At 43.7% G+C, this 21,838-nt stretch carries 27 protein-coding genes; 14 read left to right on the top strand and 13 right to left on the bottom strand.

Translation table 11 applies throughout. From position 1 onward, the window contains the following. The first annotated feature begins 97 nt into the window (after nt 1-97). Both P855_RS0102095 and P855_RS0102090 read left to right on the top strand, forming a co-directional pair. Nucleotides 98-916, top strand: a complete 819-nt coding sequence (locus tag P855_RS0102095) for an undecaprenyl-diphosphate phosphatase (RefSeq protein WP_028782040.1) — start codon at nt 98-100, stop codon at nt 914-916. 183 nt (nt 917-1,099) lie between these two features. After that, nucleotides 1,100-1,807 (top strand): Crp/Fnr family transcriptional regulator, encoded by a 708-nt coding sequence (locus tag P855_RS0102090; protein ID WP_028782039.1) that lies wholly within the window; start codon nt 1,100-1,102, stop codon nt 1,805-1,807. On the opposite strand, the gene P855_RS0102085 is transcribed toward P855_RS0102090, so the two are convergent. The 4 genes from P855_RS0102085 to P855_RS0102070 all read right to left on the bottom strand — a co-directional run bounded on the left by P855_RS0102085 (nt 1,804) and on the right by P855_RS0102070 (nt 6,563). Then, on the bottom strand, nt 1,804-2,520 hold the full coding sequence (locus tag P855_RS0102085) for a YwiC-like family protein (protein ID WP_028782038.1): 717 nt from the start codon (nt 2,518-2,520) through the stop codon (nt 1,804-1,806). The genes P855_RS0102090 and P855_RS0102085 overlap by 4 nt on opposite strands. Nucleotides 2,521-2,561: 41 nt before the next feature. Beyond that, the gene (locus P855_RS0102080) at nt 2,562-3,695 is read right to left on the bottom strand and encodes a TIGR04053 family radical SAM/SPASM domain-containing protein (protein ID WP_028782037.1); all 1,134 of its coding nucleotides are present in this window, start codon (nt 3,693-3,695) and stop codon (nt 2,562-2,564) included. 236 nt (nt 3,696-3,931) lie between these two features. Next, entirely contained in the window at nt 3,932-4,171 is a 240-nt protein-coding gene (locus P855_RS0102075) for a DUF2249 domain-containing protein (protein WP_028782036.1), read from the bottom strand. A gap of 25 nt (nt 4,172-4,196) precedes the next feature. Next, nucleotides 4,197-6,563, bottom strand: coding sequence for a nitric-oxide reductase large subunit (locus tag P855_RS0102070; protein ID WP_028782035.1), 2,367 nt, complete (start codon nt 6,561-6,563; stop codon nt 4,197-4,199). A gap of 194 nt (nt 6,564-6,757) precedes the next feature. Here P855_RS0102070 and P855_RS0102065 point away from each other — a divergent pair, with 194 nt between their 5' ends. From P855_RS0102065 to P855_RS0102045, 5 genes are all read left to right on the top strand, one after another. Further along, nucleotides 6,758-7,459, top strand: a complete 702-nt coding sequence (locus P855_RS0102065) for a Crp/Fnr family transcriptional regulator (RefSeq protein ID WP_037985571.1) — start codon at nt 6,758-6,760, stop codon at nt 7,457-7,459. A gap of 77 nt (nt 7,460-7,536) precedes the next feature. Then, nucleotides 7,537-7,788, top strand: a complete 252-nt coding sequence (locus tag P855_RS0102060; protein ID WP_028782033.1) for a DUF2249 domain-containing protein — start codon at nt 7,537-7,539, stop codon at nt 7,786-7,788. Continuing rightward, entirely contained in the window at nt 7,785-8,000 is a 216-nt protein-coding gene (locus P855_RS0102055; protein WP_028782032.1) for a DUF2249 domain-containing protein, read from the top strand. Before P855_RS0102060 ends, P855_RS0102055 begins: the two co-directional genes overlap by 4 nt. A gap of 1 nt (nt 8,001) precedes the next feature. Then, nucleotides 8,002-9,249: a hypothetical protein gene (locus P855_RS0102050; protein ID WP_028782031.1), complete on the top strand. Its 1,248-nt coding sequence runs from the start codon at nt 8,002-8,004 to the stop codon at nt 9,247-9,249. Nucleotides 9,250-9,266: 17 nt separating this feature from the next. After that, on the top strand, nt 9,267-9,563 hold the full coding sequence (locus tag P855_RS0102045) for a metal-sulfur cluster assembly factor (protein ID WP_028782030.1): 297 nt from the start codon (nt 9,267-9,269) through the stop codon (nt 9,561-9,563). A gap of 87 nt (nt 9,564-9,650) precedes the next feature. Here the strand turns inward: P855_RS0102045 and moaD are convergent, their stop codons facing one another. The 5 genes from moaD to P855_RS0102020 all read right to left on the bottom strand — a co-directional run bounded on the left by moaD (nt 9,651) and on the right by P855_RS0102020 (nt 12,197). Next, the gene (gene moaD, locus P855_RS0102040; RefSeq protein ID WP_028782029.1) at nt 9,651-9,884 is read right to left on the bottom strand and encodes a molybdopterin converting factor subunit 1; all 234 of its coding nucleotides are present in this window, start codon (nt 9,882-9,884) and stop codon (nt 9,651-9,653) included. Next, nucleotides 9,881-10,348, bottom strand: coding sequence for a molybdenum cofactor biosynthesis protein MoaE (locus tag P855_RS0102035; RefSeq protein ID WP_028782028.1), 468 nt, complete (start codon nt 10,346-10,348; stop codon nt 9,881-9,883). Before P855_RS0102035 ends, moaD begins: the two co-directional genes overlap by 4 nt. A 3-nt stretch (nt 10,349-10,351) precedes the next feature. Further along, complete coding sequence (mobB, locus tag P855_RS0102030) at nt 10,352-10,879, bottom strand: molybdopterin-guanine dinucleotide biosynthesis protein B (protein WP_028782027.1); 528 nt, start codon at nt 10,877-10,879, stop codon at nt 10,352-10,354. 154 nt (nt 10,880-11,033) lie between these two features. Continuing rightward, nucleotides 11,034-11,318 carry a metal-sulfur cluster assembly factor gene (locus tag P855_RS0102025; protein WP_037985793.1) on the bottom strand — a complete coding sequence of 95 codons (285 nt, stop codon included), beginning with the start codon at nt 11,316-11,318 and terminating at the stop codon, nt 11,034-11,036. Between the two features lie 105 nt (nt 11,319-11,423). Continuing rightward, nucleotides 11,424-12,197 carry a serine aminopeptidase domain-containing protein gene (locus P855_RS0102020; RefSeq protein WP_028782025.1) on the bottom strand — a complete coding sequence of 258 codons (774 nt, stop codon included), beginning with the start codon at nt 12,195-12,197 and terminating at the stop codon, nt 11,424-11,426. Between the two features lie 164 nt (nt 12,198-12,361). Here P855_RS0102020 and P855_RS0102015 point away from each other — a divergent pair, with 164 nt between their 5' ends. From P855_RS0102015 to P855_RS0102005, 3 genes are all read left to right on the top strand, one after another. Then, complete coding sequence (locus P855_RS0102015) at nt 12,362-13,195, top strand: Cof-type HAD-IIB family hydrolase (RefSeq protein ID WP_028782024.1); 834 nt, start codon at nt 12,362-12,364, stop codon at nt 13,193-13,195. A 102-nt stretch (nt 13,196-13,297) separates the two neighbouring features. Continuing rightward, entirely contained in the window at nt 13,298-13,447 is a 150-nt protein-coding gene (locus P855_RS22350) for a hypothetical protein (protein WP_166761337.1), read from the top strand. A 1-nt stretch (nt 13,448) separates the two neighbouring features. After that, nucleotides 13,449-13,703 (top strand): DUF3813 family protein, encoded by a 255-nt coding sequence (locus P855_RS0102005; RefSeq protein WP_327084767.1) that lies wholly within the window; start codon nt 13,449-13,451, stop codon nt 13,701-13,703. Between the two features lie 65 nt (nt 13,704-13,768). On the opposite strand, the gene P855_RS0102000 is transcribed toward P855_RS0102005, so the two are convergent. Both P855_RS0102000 and P855_RS0101995 read right to left on the bottom strand, forming a co-directional pair. Further along, nucleotides 13,769-14,407 (bottom strand): SDR family oxidoreductase, encoded by a 639-nt coding sequence (locus P855_RS0102000; protein WP_028782022.1) that lies wholly within the window; start codon nt 14,405-14,407, stop codon nt 13,769-13,771. Between the two features lie 74 nt (nt 14,408-14,481). Continuing rightward, nucleotides 14,482-14,904, bottom strand: a complete 423-nt coding sequence (locus tag P855_RS0101995; protein ID WP_028782021.1) for a hypothetical protein — start codon at nt 14,902-14,904, stop codon at nt 14,482-14,484. A gap of 144 nt (nt 14,905-15,048) precedes the next feature. Between P855_RS0101995 and P855_RS0101990 the strand changes: the two genes are divergently transcribed. After that, entirely contained in the window at nt 15,049-15,312 is a 264-nt protein-coding gene (locus P855_RS0101990) for a NifU N-terminal domain-containing protein (protein WP_028782020.1), read from the top strand. A gap of 179 nt (nt 15,313-15,491) precedes the next feature. Here the strand turns inward: P855_RS0101990 and P855_RS21455 are convergent, their stop codons facing one another. Together P855_RS21455 and P855_RS0101980 are read right to left on the bottom strand one after the other, a co-directional pair. Further along, on the bottom strand, nt 15,492-16,385 hold the full coding sequence (locus P855_RS21455) for a BsuPI-related putative proteinase inhibitor (protein ID WP_051353045.1): 894 nt from the start codon (nt 16,383-16,385) through the stop codon (nt 15,492-15,494). 72 nt (nt 16,386-16,457) lie between these two features. Then, nucleotides 16,458-17,309, bottom strand: coding sequence for a YitT family protein (locus P855_RS0101980; RefSeq protein WP_028782019.1), 852 nt, complete (start codon nt 17,307-17,309; stop codon nt 16,458-16,460). Between the two features lie 224 nt (nt 17,310-17,533). On the opposite strand from P855_RS0101980, the gene P855_RS0101975 reads away from it, so the two are divergent. The 3 genes from P855_RS0101975 (at nt 17,534) to P855_RS0101965 (ending at nt 21,345) form a co-directional block, all read left to right on the top strand. Beyond that, entirely contained in the window at nt 17,534-18,394 is an 861-nt protein-coding gene (locus tag P855_RS0101975; protein ID WP_028782018.1) for a DegV family protein, read from the top strand. A 295-nt stretch (nt 18,395-18,689) separates the two neighbouring features. Further along, complete coding sequence (locus tag P855_RS20250; RefSeq protein WP_037985569.1) at nt 18,690-20,351, top strand: CoA-disulfide reductase; 1,662 nt, start codon at nt 18,690-18,692, stop codon at nt 20,349-20,351. A gap of 97 nt (nt 20,352-20,448) precedes the next feature. Beyond that, nucleotides 20,449-21,345, top strand: a complete 897-nt coding sequence (locus P855_RS0101965) for a DUF4349 domain-containing protein (RefSeq protein ID WP_028782017.1) — start codon at nt 20,449-20,451, stop codon at nt 21,343-21,345. Nucleotides 21,346-21,838 lie beyond the last annotated feature (493 nt).

Here is a 21,838-nt window from a genome sequence, read left to right as displayed (position 1 = left end):
ACGTGGATAGTCATTCTCTACGTGTACAAACATAGGCTAATAATGAATTTTATCAGTAAGAAGAACATCATTGTAATTTAACCAGGAGGTTATAGATATGGAAGCAACTACGGAATTTTGGTTATTAATTAAATACATATTTTTAGGGTTGTTCCAGGGAATAACGGAGCCTATCCCAATCTCATCCAGCGGTCACTTGTCCCTATTACAGTCTGTTTTCGGGATGAACTTAGAGGGGCTACAGCTCGAAGTGCTGCTCAATTTTGGCTCATTGATCGCGGTATTGATCGTTTACCGGAAAGATATTATCCGGCTGGCACAAAACGGGATAAGCTATGCTGTCCATAAAGATGAGAAAAATAAATCGGAATTCATGTTTATTGTCTACTTGATCATCGGGACCATCCCTGCAGGAGTACTCGGACTTCTTTTAGAGGATTGGATCGGTAAAACATTCAAAGCGCCTCAATTGGTCGGGGTTACGTTGATCATTACAGGTATCGCGCTTTGGATCATCCGTAATATCCGGGGAACAAAAGGGGAAGGCGGACTTAACTGGAAAGATGCTTTAATTGTCGGGCTTGCCCAGTCCGTAGCATTGATCCCTGGGATCAGCCGCTCGGGAGCTACCATAGTGGCAGCGATGCTGCTCGGCATGAAACAGGAAACTGCCCTGCGCTTTTCTTTCTTATTATACGTGCCGGTCAGTCTGGGAACGATGGTTCTGTCAGTCGGAGATTTGCTTGAAGAAAACATTTCGCAGATGTGGGTTTTATGGACACTCGCAGTCATCGCTTCGGTCATCGCCACGTATTTCGCCTTATTATGGTTCATGAATATTATGGCAAAAGGAAATTTAAAATATTTCGCTTTCTATTGCTTTATCGTCGGTGCGATCGCGATCATGATTTTATAATGGTGTGATAAAAGTCACACCGTCACAAAAGAAAACCCTATAAGCTAAAAGAGGATGGTGGAAACCATCCTCTTTCTTTCTATCATATCTTGACGTACTTTAGGATATGATTTTAAATGAGTAATAACAACTTGCTAAAAATAACCATGCCCGACATGAATAGATAAAGGTGGGATTGTGCATATGGTAAAGCAATTGAGCAAACATTCAATATCTGAAGAGTTGAAAGAATTGCTTTCGTCCGTAGATCATGTACAAAAAATCGAAAAAAATCGATTCTTGTTCCAGGAAGGTGAAGACGCTGACCAGATGTATATTATTCAATCTGGAAGAATCCAGATCAGCAAAATTTCGCCGGATGGCAGGGAGCTCTCCCTCCGTATCTGCCAAAAAGGCGACATCATCGGGGAACTTACCCTGTTTACAGACGATGCTACTTACCTATTGAATGCAAAAGTGCTGGAAGATGCCGAAGTGGCAGTAATAAAAAAAGATTACTTAGAACGGGAATTGCTGACAAATACGGAACTAGCATTTGAATACATGAAGTGGATGAGCGAGCATTTTCGAAAGACACAAACAAAGTTCCGCGATCTTGTTTTACATGGTAAAAAAGGTGCACTATATTCCACGTTGATCCGTCTTACTAACAGCTATGGCATTAAACGCCCCGATGATATTCTTATTGATATCGCATTGACCAATCAGGAACTGGCCAATTTCTGCGGAACCTCAAGGGAAAGCGTCAACCGGATGCTCAGTGATTTGAAACGAAAAGAAGTCCTTGAGTTGGATAAAAATAAAAATAAAATCATCATCAAGGACCTTCAATATTTAAAAGATGAAATCAATTGTGAAAATTGTCCGATTGTCCTATGCAGCATCGATTAAAAGAAACCGACAGATAGAATGATAAAGAAAAACAAGGAGTTTCCTATTTCCAGAATACCGATCTGCATCGGCTTCCATTGCTTTCCATACAAATAGATGGCCCTGGCAAGGCTTGGAATGAAAGCGAACATTACCACCCATGCACCTGTAGCCAGGAACAATCCGACCACAATTACATGATAGCCCCAGGAAATCCAGCGGAATGCTGGATTTTTCTTTTCTCTGATCATGGTTTTGACAAAAAAAGCACTGCCATAGAAAAACAATATCGCAAGTAAGAATACTGACCAGGCAAGCTCGTCAATATACCCTGCCCCCAAATAGTAAGAGGCGAGCCCACTAATAGCGAAAGCGGTGATCGCTGAGAAATCATTTAAGAGGGAACGATCTTTGTTTCTCTTCCCAAACCATAAATTGATCATAAAGAAGGGGACCATCATCAATGCAATTACAAACAAGAAAGGTTCGACGATCAATACTGGTAAAGCAAAAATCACTGCGACGATAAAATATCGGAGAAACCAGCTCATGTGAAAACGGATTTTCCTTTTTTTCATCGCCAGAATCAATGGGTAAGTTGCTAAATACAAAGCAACCCATCCGATGAGCAAAGGTAGCTGAAGCCAGTTGAAGCCCCCTGCCACCATCCCTAATAAGAATGGTACTGTCAACATAGCCCAGGCACCGTGCTGTTTAGGCAAAAACAACTTCATCCCAGTCACCTCGTTCTAATTGGAATAACCTTCATCCATCATCAGATAGTTCCGGCTTTCTTTTTACCACGCAATGCTTTCGGAATGTAAACACAATATGGCTCACTTTCCATATAGTCCCCTGTCATCGCATAAGCACGGGACCTTGACCCGCCGCATACATGCCGGAATTCACATACACCGCATTTCCCTTTATAGGCATCCGGATTACGGAGGTTTTTGAATACTTCAGACTCCCGATAAATCTTTGGAAGTGGTGTCTCTTTCACATTTCCCGCCTTGATTGGCAGCAGCCCGCTTGGATAGACATCACCAATATGCGAGATGAAAACAAAACCATTCCCATCATTCACCCCTTTAGGAGCCCGTCCGAGTCCATCAATCTGCCCGGTCGTCCCATTCATCAGGGCATCCTGATAATTGATTTCCTTATCTGCTGCCGTTTGACTGTTTTCTCTCATCTTGTTCTGGATGACAACTCTGCGGTAATGCTGAGCCGCTGTCGTTTTAATATCGAATGGAACACGCTTAGAGAGTTCATATAACCACTTGAATGTTTTTTCATGTTCTACTGGTGTAATCATATCTTTTTCCTGCCCCCGTCCAGTAGGTACCAGGAAAAACACACTCCACAATACACAGTCCAGTTCTTCGATTAATGCTGCCATATCATCCAGATGGTCGTAGTTATATCGGGAAATCACGGTATTGATTTGGATTGGCATATCCAGTTCATGGAGATATTTTATTGCATTCATCGTCAGGTCAAACGATCCTGAGGTCCCACGAAAATGGTCATGGATTGCTGCATTCGGTCCATCGAGACTGAACGCCCACCGTGACAAGCCTACCTCCTTTGCTTTTTCCATCGCTTCTTTCGTGACATTAGGAGTAGCGGAAGGTGTCATGGAAACACGAACTCCCTTTTGGACGGCATATTCCGCAATCTCGAATACGTCCGGACGCATCAATGGATCTCCTCCAGTGAAGACCAGCATGGGGTTTTCCATTTCATATATGTCATCTATCAGTTTTTTACCATCTTCAAAAGATAACTCTCGGGGATCTCTCCTATATTGAGCTTCTGCCCGGCAATGGAGACATTTCAATTCACATGCCCTTGTGAGTTCCCAAATCACAATAAAAGGATTTTCATTATAGTCACGGTTGAACATGACGTTCCCTCCTTCGTGCTACCCTATACTCGGTTAACACTATTTTCATGGTTCAATTGTAGCGAAGAATGTGACGTATAGTTGTGATTTACATCACATTTCAGAGACTCTCCTCTTCTTTATTCAAAAAGTTTTCATAAAGAAGCTGATAGGCGGCCAGATAACTGCAGGAAGGACAGGCTACGTACAGTAAAAGGCTGCGGCATGAAAGGTTCACGCCGCAGTCTCTCTCCTAATTATTTTTTAGAGATGGCCACTCTCCATTGCTCCGGGCCTTCTTCTAGATATTCCCATTCGAACTGATTTTCCCGCTCTACCATGAACTGGTATCGCAATGGACGAGGGTCATGATCATTAATCAGTTCCATCACTTGTCCGCTCGCGAGCTCATCGAAGGTATCCAAAATCCTTGGATGACGTATTTTCGGCTCAATTTCCGGGGCATAAATTTTGGCAGCAAATTCTTGATTTTTCATTTGAATCTCCTCCTATAAATGATTATTAATCTTCTTCTGACTCATCAATTGGCAGCGCTTCTCCTTCTTTATGGGTAGCGGGACGCAAGTGGAACATGGACTTAACTGCGAAGACCGCTAAAATCACAACACCGATGATGAAAATTACGTCTGGAATCGCACGGATGGTCAATAGTTCCTGGATGATATCCTGTTGCAGGAAGGATGCATCCCGGGATGCCCAGTAGCCATTGTTGAATGCTTCTTTTAATTGCAGGAATCCGACAGGCAGTAAAGAAATCAGAATCATTCCCGCAAGCCCGATGTTCAATGTCCAACAGGATATTTTCAGCCACTTGTCATTCCATTTATCCGGCCGGACGATATTACGCAGGGAGTAAAGCAATACGGCAATGGCAAACATTCCATAAACCCCCATCATCGCTCCGTGTCCATGAGCAGGTGTGAGGAACTGCCCATGCTCAAAGTAGCTTACAGCTGGCAGGTTGATAAGGAATCCTAACACACCAGCTCCGACCAGGTTCCAGATCGCTGTGGAAATAAGGAACCAGAATGTGGCTTTGTAAGGGAAATCGACTCCCCCCGCACGCATCATCTTATATTGGTCATATGCTTCCAGTACCAGCAAAGTCAACGGAATAACTTCCAGTGCACTGAATACAGATCCGAGTGCAATCCAGGCTTCAGCTGAACCATTATAGTAGTAATGATGACCGATACCGATAACACCGCTTCCCAGCAGGATGATCAGCTGGAAGTACAGTGCTTTTACCGTAGAACTCTTGGTAACCAGTTTCATCCGTACTAACAGGAACCCGATGACGACTACCGCAAATACTTCAAAAATACCTTCTACCCAGAGATGGATGATCCACCAGCGCCAGTAGTCAGACATCGTGAAATTAGCACCTGGGTTAATGAAGAATGCAAAGATATAAAATGCTGGAACTGCTATCGATGCATAGAACAGTAAGTGGACAAGACCACCTTTATCACGTTCTTTTTTCAAACCGTTCCGGATACCCCGATAAACGATGAACAGCCAAATCAGCATTCCGACAACAAGAATCACTTGCCAGATCCGTCCAAGCTCTAAATATTCCCAGCCCTGGTGGCCAAGCAGGAACCACAGGTTGCCAAGATAGCCGTTGACCCCAAGCCATTGACCGATCATTGAGCCACCTACTAAGACTACTAATGCCCAGAATAAAATATCGACAAGCAGACCTTGACGTTTTGGCTCATGTCCACCTACAACCGGCGCAATAAAGATTCCCATTCCGAGCCATGCAGTCGCTATCCAGAAGATTGCAAGCTGCAGATGATAGCCTTTGGCGATACCGAATGGTAAAAGTTCAAAGATCCAATCCATTCCGAAGAACGAATCCGGTTCGACGTAATAGTGTGCCATCAAGGCCCCGAACATGACCTGCACCAGGAATAGTAAGGCGACAACCATAAAGTACTTGGCTGATTTTACCTGGGAGGAAGTAAGACTCTGCCTGGCAAGATTGAAGGTTGGATAGTTATCCTTCGTGTAAGCCTCCTGCATGCCAAGATGATAACGATAGAATACGAACAAAATCAGTCCGACGAACAAAATCAGGACAGTGACACTGGCACCGCTCCACCAGACCGCTGAGAAAGCCATCGTATTGCCGGCATCTTCAAAATAAGGCCAGTTGTTTGTATAAGTTATATCATCATTCGGCCGCTCTGTACTGGAAAGCCATGCGGTCCAGAAAAAGAAATGGGAAATCTGCTTGATCTGGTCGCTATCCGCAACGTATAGACGCTCTCCTTCCCCCGGCACGTGAGATTCCTGGATTAACCCGGCTTTTAACCCCCAGCCATCACCGTTTTTAAATATTTCTTCGTAGTAAGCCTCCACCCGCTCCAGACCAAATACCTGGGCATCGGTCAACGGCAATTCATTGGTTTCTTCATTAAAGCGATTGACCCGCATTTCTGCAATGACTTTTTCTTTGATTACCGTCTGCTGCTCTTGAGTCAAGTCAGCATAGGGCTGATCATGTTCTTGCAAAGCGTAATAATCCTGCATCCCGACGGTGTAGACTTTGAGTGCTTCCGCCGTATAGTCAGGACCCATATAGGATCCGTGTCCTAAGACTGTTCCATAATCCATCAGGCCATATTTTTGGAACACAGCCTGACCGCCAATGATGGAATCCTGCGTCATGACGACTTCACCGTCTGAGCTGGTCGCTTCCATCGGACGAGGGGCCATATTTTCGAATATCCAAAATCCCCCGACGATTAAAACTGTGAAACTTGCTAATAGTGTAACGATTAAAACAGATTTAAGTAATCCGTTTTTAGTGGTAGGTTTGGCTTCTTTATGCTTCCATTCCTCCAGCTTGCGAACACCCATCACGTTCACACCCTTTCGTTTGTATGCCTTCATGTTACTCCTGTTTTTTTTATCCGGGTGTGAGAAGAAGCAACAGGCCCCTATGATTTTCATCACAGCCAACGTACAAAGATAGTTATAAATTGTTCAAAAAGAAGTATCAAAAATACCACTTTTAAATGCTACACTATATAGTAGAAATTGGATAAGAAAGGATGTTTAATGTGAAATTCCATTCCACACAGCAATTGTTACAGAATGTTCCTATATTCAAAGATTTGACCGATATAGAAATGGAACCCGTCCTTGAACTGGCTAAATCCCGCCGCTACCGGGCCGGTACCCATGTATTCATGCAGGGGGATCCCCTGCAGAATGTCTACTTCATCAATCAAGGAAGGGTGAAGATATATAAAACAGATTTTCATGGAAAAGAACAGATCGTCAATGTCCTTCAGCCGGGTGACATGTTCCCCCACCAGGGTTTCTTCCGGAAAGATGAATGCCCGGCTCATGCAGAAATATTAGATGAGGCAATACTGGTTCACATTCCGATACCTTCTTTTGAACAAACGCTGATCAACCATCCCGAAATTTCCGTCAAGCTGTTCAAAGTGCTCGGAGATAAAATCGTTGACCTGCAAAACCGGCTGGAAGAACAGATACTTCATAATACTTATGAGCAGATTATCATGCTGCTGATCCGGCTTGGCAAATTATACGGCAAAGATGATAAAGATGGCTGGGTAAAACTACATTCCCATTTTACTAACCGGGAACTTGCGAACATGATTGGATCGAGCAGGGAAACGGTCAGCCGCACGTTGACTCAGCTCAAGAAAAATAATCTCGTGTTCACGGACTTTGACGGCTATTTCAAATTACATCCGGAATCTTTGGAGGAAGAACTCTTTTAAGCCTGTGATAAGCATCACTACCTGATTAATTGAAAATGATTATCATAAGGGTATAAACCGATGATGAGGTGATGAATATGGCAGAACAAGCTGCTATCGTAGAGTTGGATGTCAGGGAAGATTTGAAACTGAAGAATGATCCGTTCCATAAAATCATGAATGCTGTTAAAAGTTTAAAGGAGGACGAAGCTCTCCTGCTGCATGCCCCATTCAAACCAATCCCCCTGCTGAAGGTGTTGGACAAAAAAGGGTTTGACCATCAATTGGAACATGTGGAGCCAAAACACTGGAAGGTTACTTTTTATAAACGGGGCGGTGAAGTGCAATGATCCTTGATAACCGTGGATTAGAACCGCCACAGCCGATGATGCGGACACTGACAGCACTTGAAGAAATGACCGATAAGGAAGCACTTGTCATCATCAATGACCGGCGCCCGATGTTTTTATTCGCTGAACTTGATGAACTTGGCCATCATTATGAAACGGAGGAACAAGAAGACGGGAGCTTCCGCATAACGATAACGAAATCTGGTGATTAATATGATACCGCAGTTGCAGACAAAAACAGAAACAAATATCAAACTTCCGCTCGCCTTCATCCTTTTTGGCCTAATATCCTTTGTCACTGCCCAGTCACTTTTATGGATGAACACTGCTGCTTTGAGCAACGGCACATTCCGTATGCCCGACTTATGGATGGCCGCCCACTTTCTTTTACTCGGTTGGGCAGTAATGGTTGTCATGGGAGCGATGTACCAGCTTGTTCCTGTCGCTTTTTTGACACCGATTTGGAATGAAAGATTCGGCTTCATACAATTTTTTATAACCGCTGCCGGGGTTGCTGGTTTATCGATTGCGCTTTCCTTGAAACCGGACGCAGCAATCTTTGCAGGGAGCCTGGCAGTTATCGGTATTTTAATGTTCCTGTTCCAAATCGCAATGACATTGCTGAAGCAGAAAAAAGCAAATATCATGAGCTGGTTTGTCGGTGGAGCACTCGTGTTCTTACTGCTTACAATCATGGCTGGAATTTTCTTGACCTGGAACCTGGCGTTTGGAGCAATTGTCGATTATGATGCTTTGTTCAAGTCTCATTTGATTTTCGGACTTACCGGCTGGTTTACCTTATTGATTTTCGGCTTTTCTTATAAAATGGTGCCCATGTTCAGTCTTTCACACGGTTTTGCTATGAAATGGGCTAAGGGTGCGTTTATCAGTTATATTGCAGGACTCATTTTGATGATTGCTGCTGTATGGAGTAGTGCTTCCTGGCTGCTGACAATCGGGTGGGGTTTCCTATGGATCGGGTTTACAGGTTACGTTATCGACATGAGAGAAATAGTTAAGAAGCGGATCAAAAAAAAGCTCGATCAGCCGTTTGTTTTCTCCTTAATCTCTATTATTTTCGGATGGATGATTCATACATCTGCCCTGCTGATGAGTATCGTTGGTGTCACAGCTGTTACAGCCTGGAGCTGGATGATCTATCTTTACATCATGATGTGGATTATCTTCAGCATCATGGGATACCTTTACAAGATAGTTCCATTTTTATGGTGGACTCATAAGTATTCCGGGAGTGTGGGTAAAAAGAATGTACCAACACTGAAAGAAATGATACAGGAAAAATGGGGAACCATCCTTTTTGCGGCCATGACTGCAGGAGTGGTGATGCTGGCTGTAACCGCCATGCTGGAAATGCCGGGATTAGTTTTTACAGCACAGGCGTTTTTAACGATTACATCGTCGTTATATGTAAGCTCAATCGTGCGTGTTTTAACCAGATAACTAAGGAGTGGATTATCATGGAATTAACGAAACAAGTCGAAGAAGCACTATATCAAGTGATTGACCCGGAACTCGGAATTAATATTGTCGATCTCGGACTTGTCTATAAAATTGATGTCAACGAAACCAATGATGTCCATGTGCAGATGACATTGACCACCCCTGGCTGTCCACTTCATGACAGTATCGTCAGTGGTGCCGAAACTATGATCTATGGAGTCGATGATGTTAATGATGTCCATGTTGAGCTCGTCTGGCACCCTGCCTGGTCACCAGAAAAAATGAGCAGCCGCGCCAAAGAAATGTTGATGTAGAGAAAATGCTCAGCTCCCTGACATGGATGCTGAGCATTTTTGTATGGGGAGTATCTCCTAAGAAATATCTTACTTTCTGTCATCTGATCAGCCACCGCTGACCGGCGGGATGAAGGCGATTGTATCTCCTTCTTTCACGACCACATCACTATTGGCGTATTCTTCATTGACTGCCACCATGGATGTATCGATTTCCTCCATCTGGTAGTTTTCTTTCAACAGGGCTTTTACTTCTGCGATACTTTTATTAACGGCATCGAGTTCCACTTCCGCCTGCCCTGCTTTTTCCTGCAGTCTGGCAAATAATAAGATTTTATTCATGTCAGATCCTCCTCTTCCGGATGTCCAGTCGGGTAAGCTTTTTGTTCCTTTTGGTCACCAATCCACTCTTCCCCATTTTCCCAATGTTCCTTTTTCCAGATAGGAACAATTTCTTTGATACGTTCGATGGCATAACGGCTTGCATCATAGGAATCGGCCCGGTGTGGGGTAGATACAGCAATCACAACCGCTATATCGGTAATATCCAGACGCCCGATCCGGTGGGCGATCGCTGTCTCGGCGTCAGGCCATTTTTCATTGATTTCTTCCCCTATTTGGGCAAGTTTTTTTTCAGCCATCGGTACATAAGACTGGTATTCCAAATATAGCGTCCGTTTTCCTTTAGTGAACTCACGGACCGTACCGATGAACGTATTGATGGCACCTGCTTCCCTACGGGTAACGAGATCGACAACTTCCTGTATGTTCAAAGGTTGTTCAGAAATCCAAAATTTATCATTCATTGCTTACACCTCTTTACACAAATATATCAATTCCGCCAAATGATCATCAATATTTTCCAGTTCAAACACCGGAATACCTTCGTAAGGGCACTCCAATTGGGCATCCCATCGGATGATCGCTTTAACATTAGAGACCGTCGTAAGCAACTCGAGACCCTCTTGTTCCCGGACCATGACAATTTTGGGGTGTATTTCCTGTTTATATCCTTCCACGACCAGCAACCCTGGTGAAAAGCCAGCATAAATTTGGATGAGCTGATCGAGGGAAACCTCGACATCCTCGCCGAATTCCAGCTGCAGTGAACCGCCGCCTTCTACTCCGGTCAGAAAAGCCCCTGATTGTTTATGCCTATAACTATCTGTTCCCGCGTGAATCGGTGTCAAACTATCCTGGTGGCCATGATGCTTCAGCGAAGCAGTTTTAATGTTATGTTGCGAAGCGTAACGGATCAGGCGATTCACCATCGTTGTTTTTCCGCTGTTTTTATACCCTATCACCTGAATGATCGGAAAAGAGCCGGCTTTCGGCATGTGCGCTCCCCCCTCTATGCTCTATGTACAGTCTATAGCTATTTCATAAAAAAAGCTGTGACAATTCCAGTAAAGATTCCAGGTAAGATCAAAAGCACAAGCATCCTGGATAATCAAAAGGCTCTGCCGCTGCGGGCAGAGCCTCTCTTTAAAATCAATCTGGAATTCCTAGCGCGATTTTCGCATAGCGACTCATCTTGTCCTTTGTCCAAGGCGGGTTCCATACAATATTCACGACTACATCATCTACTTCCGGAATGTCAGCAAGCGCACGTTTTACATCCTGTTCAATCACACCTGCCAGTGGGCAACCCATTGCAGTCAAGGTCATTGTCACCGTGCAGGTTTTGTTTTCGTCCACCTCTACACCGTAAACAAGTCCCAGGTTAACAATATCTATCCCAAGTTCAGGGTCAATGACGTTTTCTAGTGCGCCCATTAGATTTTCTTCCAATGCTTTATCTTCCACGAATCGTTCCCCCTTCCTGAATGTTCATTCTTATTATAAACAAAATTTCTCCATGATTAAAATGATTACCATCACTTAATAAGTATTAAATTGATTGTCCATCCAATTGACCATTTCAAGAATAGCGAACCTGGTCACTTTGTGGTCTTTTCCAATTTCCCGTAAAAAACGGATATTTTCGGGATTTTTATAATGGTGGATCGCTTCATTATAAAAATCGTAGGAATGCTCAAATGGAACGACAGGATCTGCATCCCCGTGCCAGAAGAAAATAGGACGGCCATGAAGCTTTTCCACCTGACGGGACAGGTCGATTTCATCCAAAGCTTTCATCAATCCATCCAGTTGCTCTTCTGTGATCGGCATTTCTACGCCCATATTTCGAATATCTCCAATCATCTTTTGCGCAAACTCCACTGGTTTAGGAGATCCCATCATAACCGCGGCACCATCTACCCATGGATATTGCGTAAGAGCCGCTGATGTGGTAACGCCTCCCATACTGGTCCCGGCCACAATAAACCGCTGCCCCTGGGTCCAGCCTCTATCATCGATTGCTGCCTTAATTTTTTTCAGCTCTTCTAAGTTGGCCAGGACTATGTCCCAGAACTTGAACTGCAGTTCCTCCTGAGTCTGGTCCACTTCCCTTTCTCCGTGATCCATACTGTCCGGCAGCAGTACCCGGAAACCTTTCTGTGCTAAAAGGTAGGCCTGTGCCAGATTATGTTCCTTTGCTGAGGTGAACCCATGAAAATATGTAACGACAGGGAGCGGCTGATCATAATTTTCTGCTTTTACAATTACTAAAACTGGAATTCCTTCGATTATTTCCCGATTGACCGTTACCATAATAGCTATTTCCCTTCTTTTCAAAAACTTTACTTACCGTTAAATTCATCCTAATATTGACATTATATAATCAAATCGTAACATGGGCATACACATAATTAAAGCAGAATCACTTTGCAAACAGATGTAAAACCGCTACACTATAGAGCAACGAGGTGAAAAATATGAATAGAAAACAGCATTTAATCGCATTAGATTTAGATGGCACATTATTGACAGATGAAAAGACAATCAGTGAGCGTACGAAACATACCGTATTGAAAGCGAAAGAGGAAGGTCATATAGTTGTCATCGCCACCGGACGTCCTCACCGGGCCAGCATCGACTATTACCATGAACTCGGACTCGACACACCGATGGTGAATTTCAACGGCGCCTTAATTCATCACCCGACTGACCATAAATGGGATGCACTTCATTCTCCGCTTCCGATCCGGACTGCGAAAAGCATCATTCATGACTGCTATGAGATGGAAGTAAAAAACCTGTTAGCTGAAATTAAAGATGATGTCTTTCTGGATCAGCACGATGAGGAAGTAATGGAACTCTTTCATGCAACCGGAGATACGAACCCAGTGACTGTAGGAAACTTGAAACATCAACTGAAAGAAGATCCTACTTCATTACTTATTTATCCCCATGAACACCAAATTCCATCCTTAAGGCAAAGGCTGGAAGAGAATCATGCCGAACTCATTGAGCATCGAAAATGGGGAGCACCTTATCACGTAATTGAAATTGTCCGTAAAGGCTTGAATAAAGCTGTTGGATTAGATAAAATATCCCGTTATTACCACATTCCTAAAGAGCGTATCATCGCATTCGGTGATGAAGATAATGACCTGGAAATGATCGATTACGCAGGTGTTGGCGTGGCCATGAAAAATGGCATCAATGAATTGAAAGGAATTGCAAAACATATCACACATTCGAACATGGAAGATGGCATCGGACGCTTCCTCGAAGAGTATTTGCATTTGAATAGAAAAGTTATTTAACCCAAATTTTGATAACGAATAAGATAATGGTTCCGAGTCATAATAAGCTTGAGCGTTTTGAAAAAAACGTTCAGGCTTTTTTTAATTCGGGAGGGTCTTGTTATGGCTAAGAACAACAAATCCAAACGTTTCGTACAACAGGGTTCAGACGCAGTCAAAAAGCATGATGAACGGTTCCCCTACCGGGAGCGCTTTTCAGACGTCGAGCGAAAACGTGAAGAAGCTGACCGTCATACTGTAGGAGGTTTTTAGGATGGACAACAAGCAAAATAACAATAACATGATGCAAAATGCCATGAATACTGCCAATCAAGGCGGCAACAACCTAATGCAGACTGCCAGAAATGCCGTCAACCGTATCACCAACGCAGGTCGTGGACAGTTCAACGAACAGGAAAAACAAGCGGCTCAACAGGCCATTCAGTCCGCTTATGCCAATAGCTCTCCTGAAGAAAAGCAGCAGCTACAGCAGCTGGAACAGCAATTAAAGCGCCATAACGAAATGTAAATTATCACCCGCAAAAAAAGGCTGGTTCAGAAATTCTGAACCAGCCTTTGTCTTTGTTCAATTTATTACTCTAATGATTTCAAGGCGTCTTCGATTTGTGTATCGCCTTCTACCATTTCGAAAGTTTTTCTATAGGCATTCGGTTCTTCAAGCGCCGCAATCATAGTTTTGGCTACATCTGACCGGGATATAGAGCCGCGATCCACCGATTTTCCCACTTTAATTTTACTTGTACCTTCTTCATGGGTCAGTGCACCAGGTCGTACAATGGTATAATCAAGCTCCGAATTTCGAAGGTATTCATCAGCTTCGCCTTTCATTTCTAAATAGTATTTCAATTTATCAGGACCTTCCTCCGGGTTATCTGCTTTCATGGCGCTTAACATGATAAATTTAGGTGCTCTGCCCAATTTTTCTGTCTCCTTAATCAAATTGATGGCACCGTCCCTGTCAACATCCTTCGTTTTTTCTGGTGGTGTGCTGGAACCGGAACCAGCTGCAAAAATGACTGCGTCCATGCCCTTAACTGCATGCCCGAGGTCGCTTTCCAAGTCAGCCAGTACTGGAATACCTCCTAAGCCCTCCATGTCTTCTTTCTGCTCTTCTTTACGAACCATAGCATAGGCTTCATGTCCTGCCGCATCTAAATTTTGCACTAATAATCGACCTGTATGACCGTTTGCTCCAGCTACTAGTACTTTCATTATATCCGCTCCTTAACAACAAAATTTTCTCCATAATTCCTGTAACCTGTGCCGGGCTGGTTCAAACCTGTATTTCAATTTAGTCGATAAGTAAGCTTCATGACCACTGCGTATAATCCATGTCCTGCTGACCAGATGGCTAGAGCTGCAATATTATCAATAGCCGGGGTTTCCTTGATAGCCAACGCGGTCAGCGGAAAGTACGTCAGACCAGCCAGTGTAGCAAGCGTTAACGCAAGTGACCATTGATGGATCGGGGCATCACTCACCGAATTATGCAATAAAAAGACATAAATCACGCCTATTCCCCAGGAAATAATCATATGGAAAAACCACTCCATATAAACAGGCCAGTCGATCTGTCCTATACCTGGGATGAAATCCAAATTCATTAAAAGGGTATATACTTTGATTCCAGTTACCGCTTCGGCAGACCAGAGAATTACCGCCAGTGCCAGCCCGGCAATCGTCCCCACCAATAAACCAGTCCGGTACATCGGCCTCTTCCTTTCCTGCTCATTTTGATATGTAAAACATTTTACCATCGAAGTAATTCGGTAAACCCCCGAAAAAAGTAATCTTTTGTGAATCCGTAAATGTTTGGTAAAATGATAACAGATGTATGGAGGAGGTTTTAAAAGATGAGTGTAAAAGTAGAAGCAACACCAAACCCGAATGCAATGAAATTCACTACGGATTCCATGATTTTCAGCGGTGACGGAAGTGTATCGGTCATGGCGGGTCAGACGAGTGAACATGAAATATTGAACGACTTGATGTCAGTAGAAGGCGTGGATAATGTTTTCGGTTTCCAGAACTTCATCACTGTCAATAAAAAATTCGATGCGGAGTGGGACAACCTCACACCAAAAATTGAAGATGTATTTGAAAAACATAATTATTGATTCTCATTAGACTTTACGAAGTAGTCCAATTGCAGATAAAAGCTTTATACTCATAATTGGACTGCTTTTATTCATGCTCTTAATAGGTACTTCAGCAACAGGGCCAGGTCATTCGTAAAGAGTGTAATTTCCCTATTATTATAATGGAGCATCAGATCAGCCTCTGATGCTCCATTGTTTTACCCTTGGAATTGTTCTAATGGAATATAGTTGACGTTAGTCGGGTTACCTGTTTTCGGATCGATCTCGAACAAAGTCAACGTCAGTGAACCAGACTCGGGAATTTCGTCTTTATTGAGCTCTATTTCTAGTTTGAACGAAGACCAGGATGGAGCACCTTCCTCCACTTGGTGGGTTGTATTTTCAATCAGCATATTATGCCCATCTTCCACATTATAAACGAAAGAGCCCTCAAAAACTCTTGCTTCTCCTGTCACAACATAGGATCCGTTTTCTCCTGAGACCTCCAGGTTACGGAACGCTTCTCCATCCATAATGAAATCTTCAGGATTTTTACCCTGTTGTTCGGTGGTCTGTTTACCTTCCACGGTAAATGCTTTGGTCACTTTGAATGGCTTTGCTTCCAATGATTTCCCGTTGATTGAATGCACTTCGATGGAAATAGCCACATCATAATCACCTGGTTTAACGCCCTTGGACCAGACTTCTTCAAAGCTGATACTTTCTCCTGGTGCGATAGTTTTTGTTTCTAACGCCTGTGTGAACATTTGTCCCTTGGAGTAGCGGTATACTTCCTCTCCCTCACCATTCTTTACAACGATTTCGTATTTTTGACCGGAAGAAAATCCAAGATCATACCTTTTGTCCCCTTGATTTTCCATAGAGAAACTGAATGTGACCTTATCACTTTCAGGTGTGACCGTAGCATCTACAGCCAACTTACCAACTGCCTCCTGTACAGCGTCTTGACCTTCGTTACTGCTTGTCTCTTCCTCATTCATCACCTTTTCTGCTCCTTCATCTCCAGAGTTCCCTTGACTTTCTTCGGCTCCACAGGCTGCTACAAATAACATGACTATCAGCCCAGTCAGAAGTATCCATCCCCTTTTCATTGTGTCCGTCACTTCCTTCTTCTTTTTATATGGTTTCATTGATATAGACGTATGAACTTTCCAAAGGTTACATTATTTGTCGTCTTTTCGGAAAAATCCGAAGATTCCTGTCGTTTGTACAATATTGGTGAACGCCTGTGGATCGACTTCATTGATGATCCCTTGCAGGTCATAAAGTTCGTACCTGGTGATGACCATAACAAGCATGTTTTTATCCTGCTGTGTAAACGCGCCACGGGCGGGCAAGGTAGTGATTCCACGTACCATTTTGGAATGGATGGCCTTTTCCAGCTCTGCTGCCTTTGTGGTGATGATCATAGCAGTCAGTTTCTCGTGACGGGTATGGATAGCGTCAATGACACGGGTCGTAACATATAAAGTCAATAAAGTGTATAACGCGTTTTCCGGTTCATATAATAGCCCAGCAAGGGCAATAATTCCACTGTTTAAAATTAAAAAATAGATGCCAATCGGACGGTCTTTCATCCGTGATAATACCATTGCTACGATATCGAGCCCCCCGGTCGAAGCACCCCACTTAAGTGTCAGGCCGACACCAGCTCCACCGAGCACTCCACCAAATACAGCATTAAGTATGATATCCTCAGAGAGCTGTTTTACCGGAATGAATCCCAGAAATATAGTTGTAAAAGCTACGGATAGTGCACTGTAGACTGTGAATCCTTTCCCGACTTTATACCAGCCTAATATGGCAACCGGAATATTCAATACGAATAAGAGCAAACCTGTACTGATGCCAGGAACCCCTAAGAAATCCTTGAAAATACTTGCTGTCAGCTGAGCGACACCTGTAAAACCGCTCGCATATACATTCGCTTCAATTAAAAACATATTTAGAGCAAGCGCATTTAAGATGGCGCCGAATATGACAACGACAATTCGTTTGGCTTCAAATGAAAACATAATTGCCTCCTTTAAAAAGAACTTATACTAGCGAAAAGCACTATTCTTTTTTATCACCCCGGCGAACGAAAATCAAGCATCATTTCCCCATTCCCCTCCCTAGGAAAAAATAATCACTGACACCCTGTTTAAGTCGGGAAATGTTTTGACAGTTTCCTTTTATAGGCATAAACTTGAATCAAACCAGTTTGACTTATTCCTTATTAATAAGAAGGTGAACGATAATGGAAGTTAAAATCATTTGTGACTCTGCAAGCGATTTATCGCAAGAGCATTTCGATCGGCATAACATCGATATGGTACCTTTGAAAGTCACACTGAACGAAGAAGAATACCTTGATGGTAAAACCATTACACCCAAAAAGGTTTACGAGGCGATGCGCGGGGGGGCTGCTCCAAAAACCTCGCAAGTATCTCCGCAATCGTTCAAGGAAGTATTTACCCGCTATGCGGAAGCGGGACAACCCTGTATTTACTTCGCCCTCTCTTCCGAACTATCCGGTACATATCAGACAGCGAAAATGATGGAAGATGAAGTGAAAACAAAGTACCCTGATTTTAACCTGCAGGTAGTCGATACTAAATGCGCATCGTTAGGATACGGACTCGTCGTCCTTCGTGCAGCAGAATTGGCTGCTGGCGGTGCATCCGTTCAGGAAATTCTCGATGTAGGAACCTATCACGCAGAACATATGGAACATATTTTCACCGTCGATGACCTGGAATACTTGTACCGCGGAGGACGGGTAAGTAAAACAGCAGCATTTGTAGGTACCTTATTGAAAATCAAGCCACTCTTACATGTCGAAGATGGCAAATTGATTCCGCTGGAAAAAGTACGCGGTGCCAAAAAAGTATTGAAACGTATGCTCGACATTATGAAGGAACGCGGCGAAGATCTTTCCAATCAACCCATCGCAATCAGCCATGCAGACGACTTAGAAACCGCAGAACAGCTCGCCAGCATGATAAGAGACGAATTCGGCACCCGACAAATCCACATAGAAATGGTAGGCTCCGCTATCGGTGCGCATGCCGGCCCGGGTACCATCGCCCTTTTCTTCCTCAATAAGCCTTATAAATAATGTCCTGGTTGCCGGTTTGTGTACGGTAACTCCTGTAATCACAATCAAAATAAGAGCTGATCAATAAAACTATTTATTTACAAGCTATTCAGGCTGCCTTTTCACCTAAAAGAGGCAGCTTTTTTCATCTCTCCTTAGTCATGCCCAAGTTTTTCAATATTACCAAAAACTTTCCAATGTTCACCCATTCACAATTTTGTAACATAAGCTGCTTGTTTACCTGTTGTAATTACCCCCTCCCCCGTTATATCATACGGTTAGGGGTATTAATACATTGGTTAGGGAGGAAAACAACATGTCTAAAAAGATTGTGATTGTTGGAGGAGTTGCCGGTGGTGCCACAGCCGCTGCCAGATTGAGAAGATTAGATGAAGAAAGCCAAATCATACTGATTGAGCGTGGAGAATACATTTCATTCGCAAACTGTGGGCTGCCTTACTATATTGGAGGTACAATCGAAGACCGAAGCAAACTGCTTGTTCAGACAGTCGATCGAATGGAAGCCCGTTTCAATATGGATATCCGCACTTCTGCGGAAGTGGTAAAAATCAACCGGGAAGACAAACAAATTGAAATCAAAGATTTGAAGACCGGGGAAGTTTACCATCAAAGCTATGATGACTTAATTCTTTCACCAGGAGCTAAACCTATCGTACCTCCACTTCCTGGTTTGAAAGAAAGCACATACTTCACACTAAGAAACATTCCGGATACCGATCAGATTAAAGCTTATGTCGATGAAAAACAGCCGAAGCACGTAACAGTCATCGGCGGAGGATTCATCGGTCTGGAAATGGCTGAGAACCTAGCTGATCGCGGTGCTAAAGTAACTGTCGTGGAAAAAGGACCACAAGTCATGGCGCCAATCGATCCTGAAATGGCAGCAATCGTCCATGAGCATCTTCGGGCAAAAGGCGTAGAACTGATTCTTGGAGATGGCATTGCTTCTGTCAACGAAGGAGATATCGTAGCATTAGAAAGCGGAAAGATGATCGATACGGATATGATCGTCCTTTCTATCGGGGTGCAGCCGGAAAGCACGCTCGCCTATGAAGCAGGTTTAGAACTTGGTGCCCGAAGGGGTATCGTTGTCAACCAATATATGCAAACAAGTGATCCATCTATCTATGCAATTGGAGATGCAATTGAGGTCCAGGACTATATTACAAAAGAACCTGTCATGGTACCACTTGCATGGCCTGCGAACCGCCAGGGGCGAATCGTAGCAAACAACATCTATGGCAGAAATGAAGCTTATCCTGGTACATTGGGTACTTCCATTGTGAAAGTATTCGATTATATAGTTGCTGCCACCGGTGTCAACGAGAAGCGTCTGAAGAATCTTGGCTGGAAGTATGAAGCGATCCATATCCACCCTGTTTCCCATGCCGGCTACTATCCTGGCGCTGAATCATTAGCAATGAAAATGCTGTTTAATCCGGAAAACGGAAAAATCTATGGGGCCCAAATCGTTGGAAAAGATGGAGTAGACAAACGGATCGATGTCCTTGCAACAGCGATTAAAGGCGATTTAAAAGTCCATGACCTGCCTGACTTAGAGCTTGCTTATGCACCACCTTTCTCTTCTGCAAAAGATCCGGTCAACATGCTGGGATATGTCGCAGAAAACATTATCGATGGGGCGGTCGAAATCACCCACTGGGATGAAATCGACGAAAAAGTAAGTCAGGGTGCTCTCGTTCTTGACGTCCGTGATGAAAAAGAATTGGAACAGGGCTATATCCCTGGAGCAATCAACATTCCGCTTCACGACCTGCGTCATCGTATGGATGAGCTGCCAAAAGGTAAACCAATCCATGTAAACTGCCAGGTTGGCCTGCGCGGCTATCTTGCCACTAAGCTGCTCCGTCTTAACGGTTATGATGCTCGTAATCTGGATGGCGGCTGGACAACATACTCCATCGCTAATAGGGTCAAAAAAACACAGTTGGTATAACAGTAAACCTGCAGCAGGCTTTCTTAAAAGAGAGCCTGTTTTTTTGTAACATTTTTGTTACATAGAACGACTAACTTATTATAAGGGGGCCGTAAAGATGAAAAAGATAATTGGTTTCACCCTGCTGCTTTCTCTGCTTTTGTTAGGAGCCTGCAGCAGTAATGATGAAGCTGGCGAATCCAGCGAAAGTATGGACATGGCGACTGAACAGGAAATGTCTGAATCGAAGATTGCGAAGGAGGGCGACAGCCTTTCAGAAGACAAAACAAATTCCAATACGGGGAACATGATGGACAATGTACAAAACCAAATGATGATATACAACGCGGATATCTCCCTCCGCACAAATGATTATGATAAGTTTTACCAGCAGTTGGAGCAGCATATGGAGGAAAAGAAAGCGTACATCGTCGAAGCAAACGTCAACCGACAGGAACATGGACAACGGAATGCCCATATCCGCCTACGGGTTCCGCAAAAGAATTTCCAAGCATTCATCGATGAGCTTGGCAGTTACAGCGATAATATTGATTCCAGGAACATTTCAGGTCGGGATGTCACTGAAGAATATGTCGATTTAGAATCCCGTCTGGCCGCTAAAGAAAAAATTGAAGAACGGCTCCTGGCCTTCATGGATGAAGCAGAAAAAACCGAGGATCTGATTAAGATTTCTCAGGATCTCGAACGTGTTCAGGAAGAAATCGAAGTTATCCAGGGAAAAATGAAATACTTAGAAAATCAAAGTGACTTTTCTACGATAACCTTGAATATTACTGAGACTAAGGTAAACGTACCTGGCTTGAATGAAGAAGAACTGAATACATGGGAAAAAACGAAGCAGGCATTTGTGCAATCGTTGAATGGGCTGACTCAGTTTGCCTCGTGGATCATGGTCGTTTTGCTCGGTTACTCTCCAGTTATTCTTTTGGTTGCAATCCCTGTGGTTTGGTTACTGATCCGCCAGAAAAGCAAACGTAAACGTGAAAACAACTAAACAAAACAGGTGCAGCCCCTTAGGACTGCACCTGTTTCAATATTGTAAGGTTTTATAAATCGTTTACTCAAGTATATGGCCGTATTATGGAAGACTCAATTTCGAGATGTTTGGTAGAGTTTAGGAGCGTTGGGGAAGGATTCGCTTTCCGCGGGGAAGCCGGCAAGCCTCCTCGAGCTAAAGCTCTGCGGGGTCTTGCCAGTCTATCCTTTCCCGCAGGAGTCTCAACCTTCCCCCACGCCCCTTGCCATATAAGATACTCGAAATCCTGCTTGGAAAGTCCAACCCTAATTTGTAAAGAAAACCCTATTATAGTGCTGATTTGAATGTGTTTTCTGTGCTATAAGCACGCTATTCCTGATAAAGTTTCGAGACACTAATAAATGTATGGCGGCCGGGAAAACGGTGAGACTCCTGTGGGATGAACATGAGCGGTAAGATCCCGCAAGGCGGAGCCTGAGGAAGCTCACCACATGCCCACGGAAAGCGATCC

The organism is Thalassobacillus devorans MSP14, from assembly GCF_000496835.1.
GTDB lineage: Bacteria > Bacillota > Bacilli > Bacillales > Halobacillaceae > Thalassobacillus > Thalassobacillus devorans_B.
This window is presented reverse-complemented; position numbering and strand designations above follow the sequence as displayed.

What these genes read in the sequence shown, in the direction of transcription:
- P855_RS0102020 (WP_028782025.1), bottom strand. Translation starts at nt 12,197, where the DNA reads ATGGTAACGGTCAATCGGGAAATAATCGAAGGAATTCCAGTTTTAGTA.
- P855_RS0102095 (WP_028782040.1), top strand. Translation starts at nt 98, where the DNA reads ATGGAAGCAACTACGGAATTTTGGTTATTAATTAAATACATATTTTTA.
- P855_RS0102085 (WP_028782038.1), bottom strand. Translation starts at nt 2,520, where the DNA reads ATGAAGTTGTTTTTGCCTAAACAGCACGGTGCCTGGGCTATGTTGACA.
- P855_RS0102015 (WP_028782024.1), top strand. Translation starts at nt 12,362, where the DNA reads ATGAATAGAAAACAGCATTTAATCGCATTAGATTTAGATGGCACATTA.
- moaD (WP_028782029.1), bottom strand. Translation starts at nt 9,884, where the DNA reads ATGAATAAAATCTTATTATTTGCCAGACTGCAGGAAAAAGCAGGGCAG.
- P855_RS0101995 (WP_028782021.1), bottom strand. Translation starts at nt 14,904, where the DNA reads ATGTACCGGACTGGTTTATTGGTGGGGACGATTGCCGGGCTGGCACTG.
- P855_RS0102090 (WP_028782039.1), top strand. Translation starts at nt 1,100, where the DNA reads ATGGTAAAGCAATTGAGCAAACATTCAATATCTGAAGAGTTGAAAGAA.
- P855_RS0102060 (WP_028782033.1), top strand. Translation starts at nt 7,537, where the DNA reads ATGGCAGAACAAGCTGCTATCGTAGAGTTGGATGTCAGGGAAGATTTG.
- P855_RS0102080 (WP_028782037.1), bottom strand. Translation starts at nt 3,695, where the DNA reads ATGTTCAACCGTGACTATAATGAAAATCCTTTTATTGTGATTTGGGAA.
- P855_RS20250 (WP_037985569.1), top strand. Translation starts at nt 18,690, where the DNA reads ATGTCTAAAAAGATTGTGATTGTTGGAGGAGTTGCCGGTGGTGCCACA.
- P855_RS0101965 (WP_028782017.1), top strand. Translation starts at nt 20,449, where the DNA reads ATGAAAAAGATAATTGGTTTCACCCTGCTGCTTTCTCTGCTTTTGTTA.
- P855_RS0101975 (WP_028782018.1), top strand. Translation starts at nt 17,534, where the DNA reads ATGGAAGTTAAAATCATTTGTGACTCTGCAAGCGATTTATCGCAAGAG.
- P855_RS21455 (WP_051353045.1), bottom strand. Translation starts at nt 16,385, where the DNA reads ATGAAAAGGGGATGGATACTTCTGACTGGGCTGATAGTCATGTTATTT.
- P855_RS0102005 (WP_327084767.1), top strand. Translation starts at nt 13,449, where the DNA reads ATGGACAACAAGCAAAATAACAATAACATGATGCAAAATGCCATGAAT.
- P855_RS0102050 (WP_028782031.1), top strand. Translation starts at nt 8,002, where the DNA reads ATGATACCGCAGTTGCAGACAAAAACAGAAACAAATATCAAACTTCCG.
- P855_RS0102070 (WP_028782035.1), bottom strand. Translation starts at nt 6,563, where the DNA reads ATGGGTGTTCGCAAGCTGGAGGAATGGAAGCATAAAGAAGCCAAACCT.
- P855_RS0102075 (WP_028782036.1), bottom strand. Translation starts at nt 4,171, where the DNA reads ATGAAAAATCAAGAATTTGCTGCCAAAATTTATGCCCCGGAAATTGAG.
- P855_RS0102065 (WP_037985571.1), top strand. Translation starts at nt 6,758, where the DNA reads ATGTTTAATGTGAAATTCCATTCCACACAGCAATTGTTACAGAATGTT.
- P855_RS0102025 (WP_037985793.1), bottom strand. Translation starts at nt 11,318, where the DNA reads ATGGGCGCACTAGAAAACGTCATTGACCCTGAACTTGGGATAGATATT.
- P855_RS0101990 (WP_028782020.1), top strand. Translation starts at nt 15,049, where the DNA reads ATGAGTGTAAAAGTAGAAGCAACACCAAACCCGAATGCAATGAAATTC.
- P855_RS0102000 (WP_028782022.1), bottom strand. Translation starts at nt 14,407, where the DNA reads ATGAAAGTACTAGTAGCTGGAGCAAACGGTCATACAGGTCGATTATTA.
- P855_RS0102055 (WP_028782032.1), top strand. Translation starts at nt 7,785, where the DNA reads ATGATCCTTGATAACCGTGGATTAGAACCGCCACAGCCGATGATGCGG.
- P855_RS0102045 (WP_028782030.1), top strand. Translation starts at nt 9,267, where the DNA reads ATGGAATTAACGAAACAAGTCGAAGAAGCACTATATCAAGTGATTGAC.
- P855_RS0101980 (WP_028782019.1), bottom strand. Translation starts at nt 17,309, where the DNA reads ATGTTTTCATTTGAAGCCAAACGAATTGTCGTTGTCATATTCGGCGCC.
- mobB (WP_028782027.1), bottom strand. Translation starts at nt 10,879, where the DNA reads ATGCCGAAAGCCGGCTCTTTTCCGATCATTCAGGTGATAGGGTATAAA.
- P855_RS22350 (WP_166761337.1), top strand. Translation starts at nt 13,298, where the DNA reads ATGGCTAAGAACAACAAATCCAAACGTTTCGTACAACAGGGTTCAGAC.
- P855_RS0102035 (WP_028782028.1), bottom strand. Translation starts at nt 10,348, where the DNA reads ATGAATGATAAATTTTGGATTTCTGAACAACCTTTGAACATACAGGAA.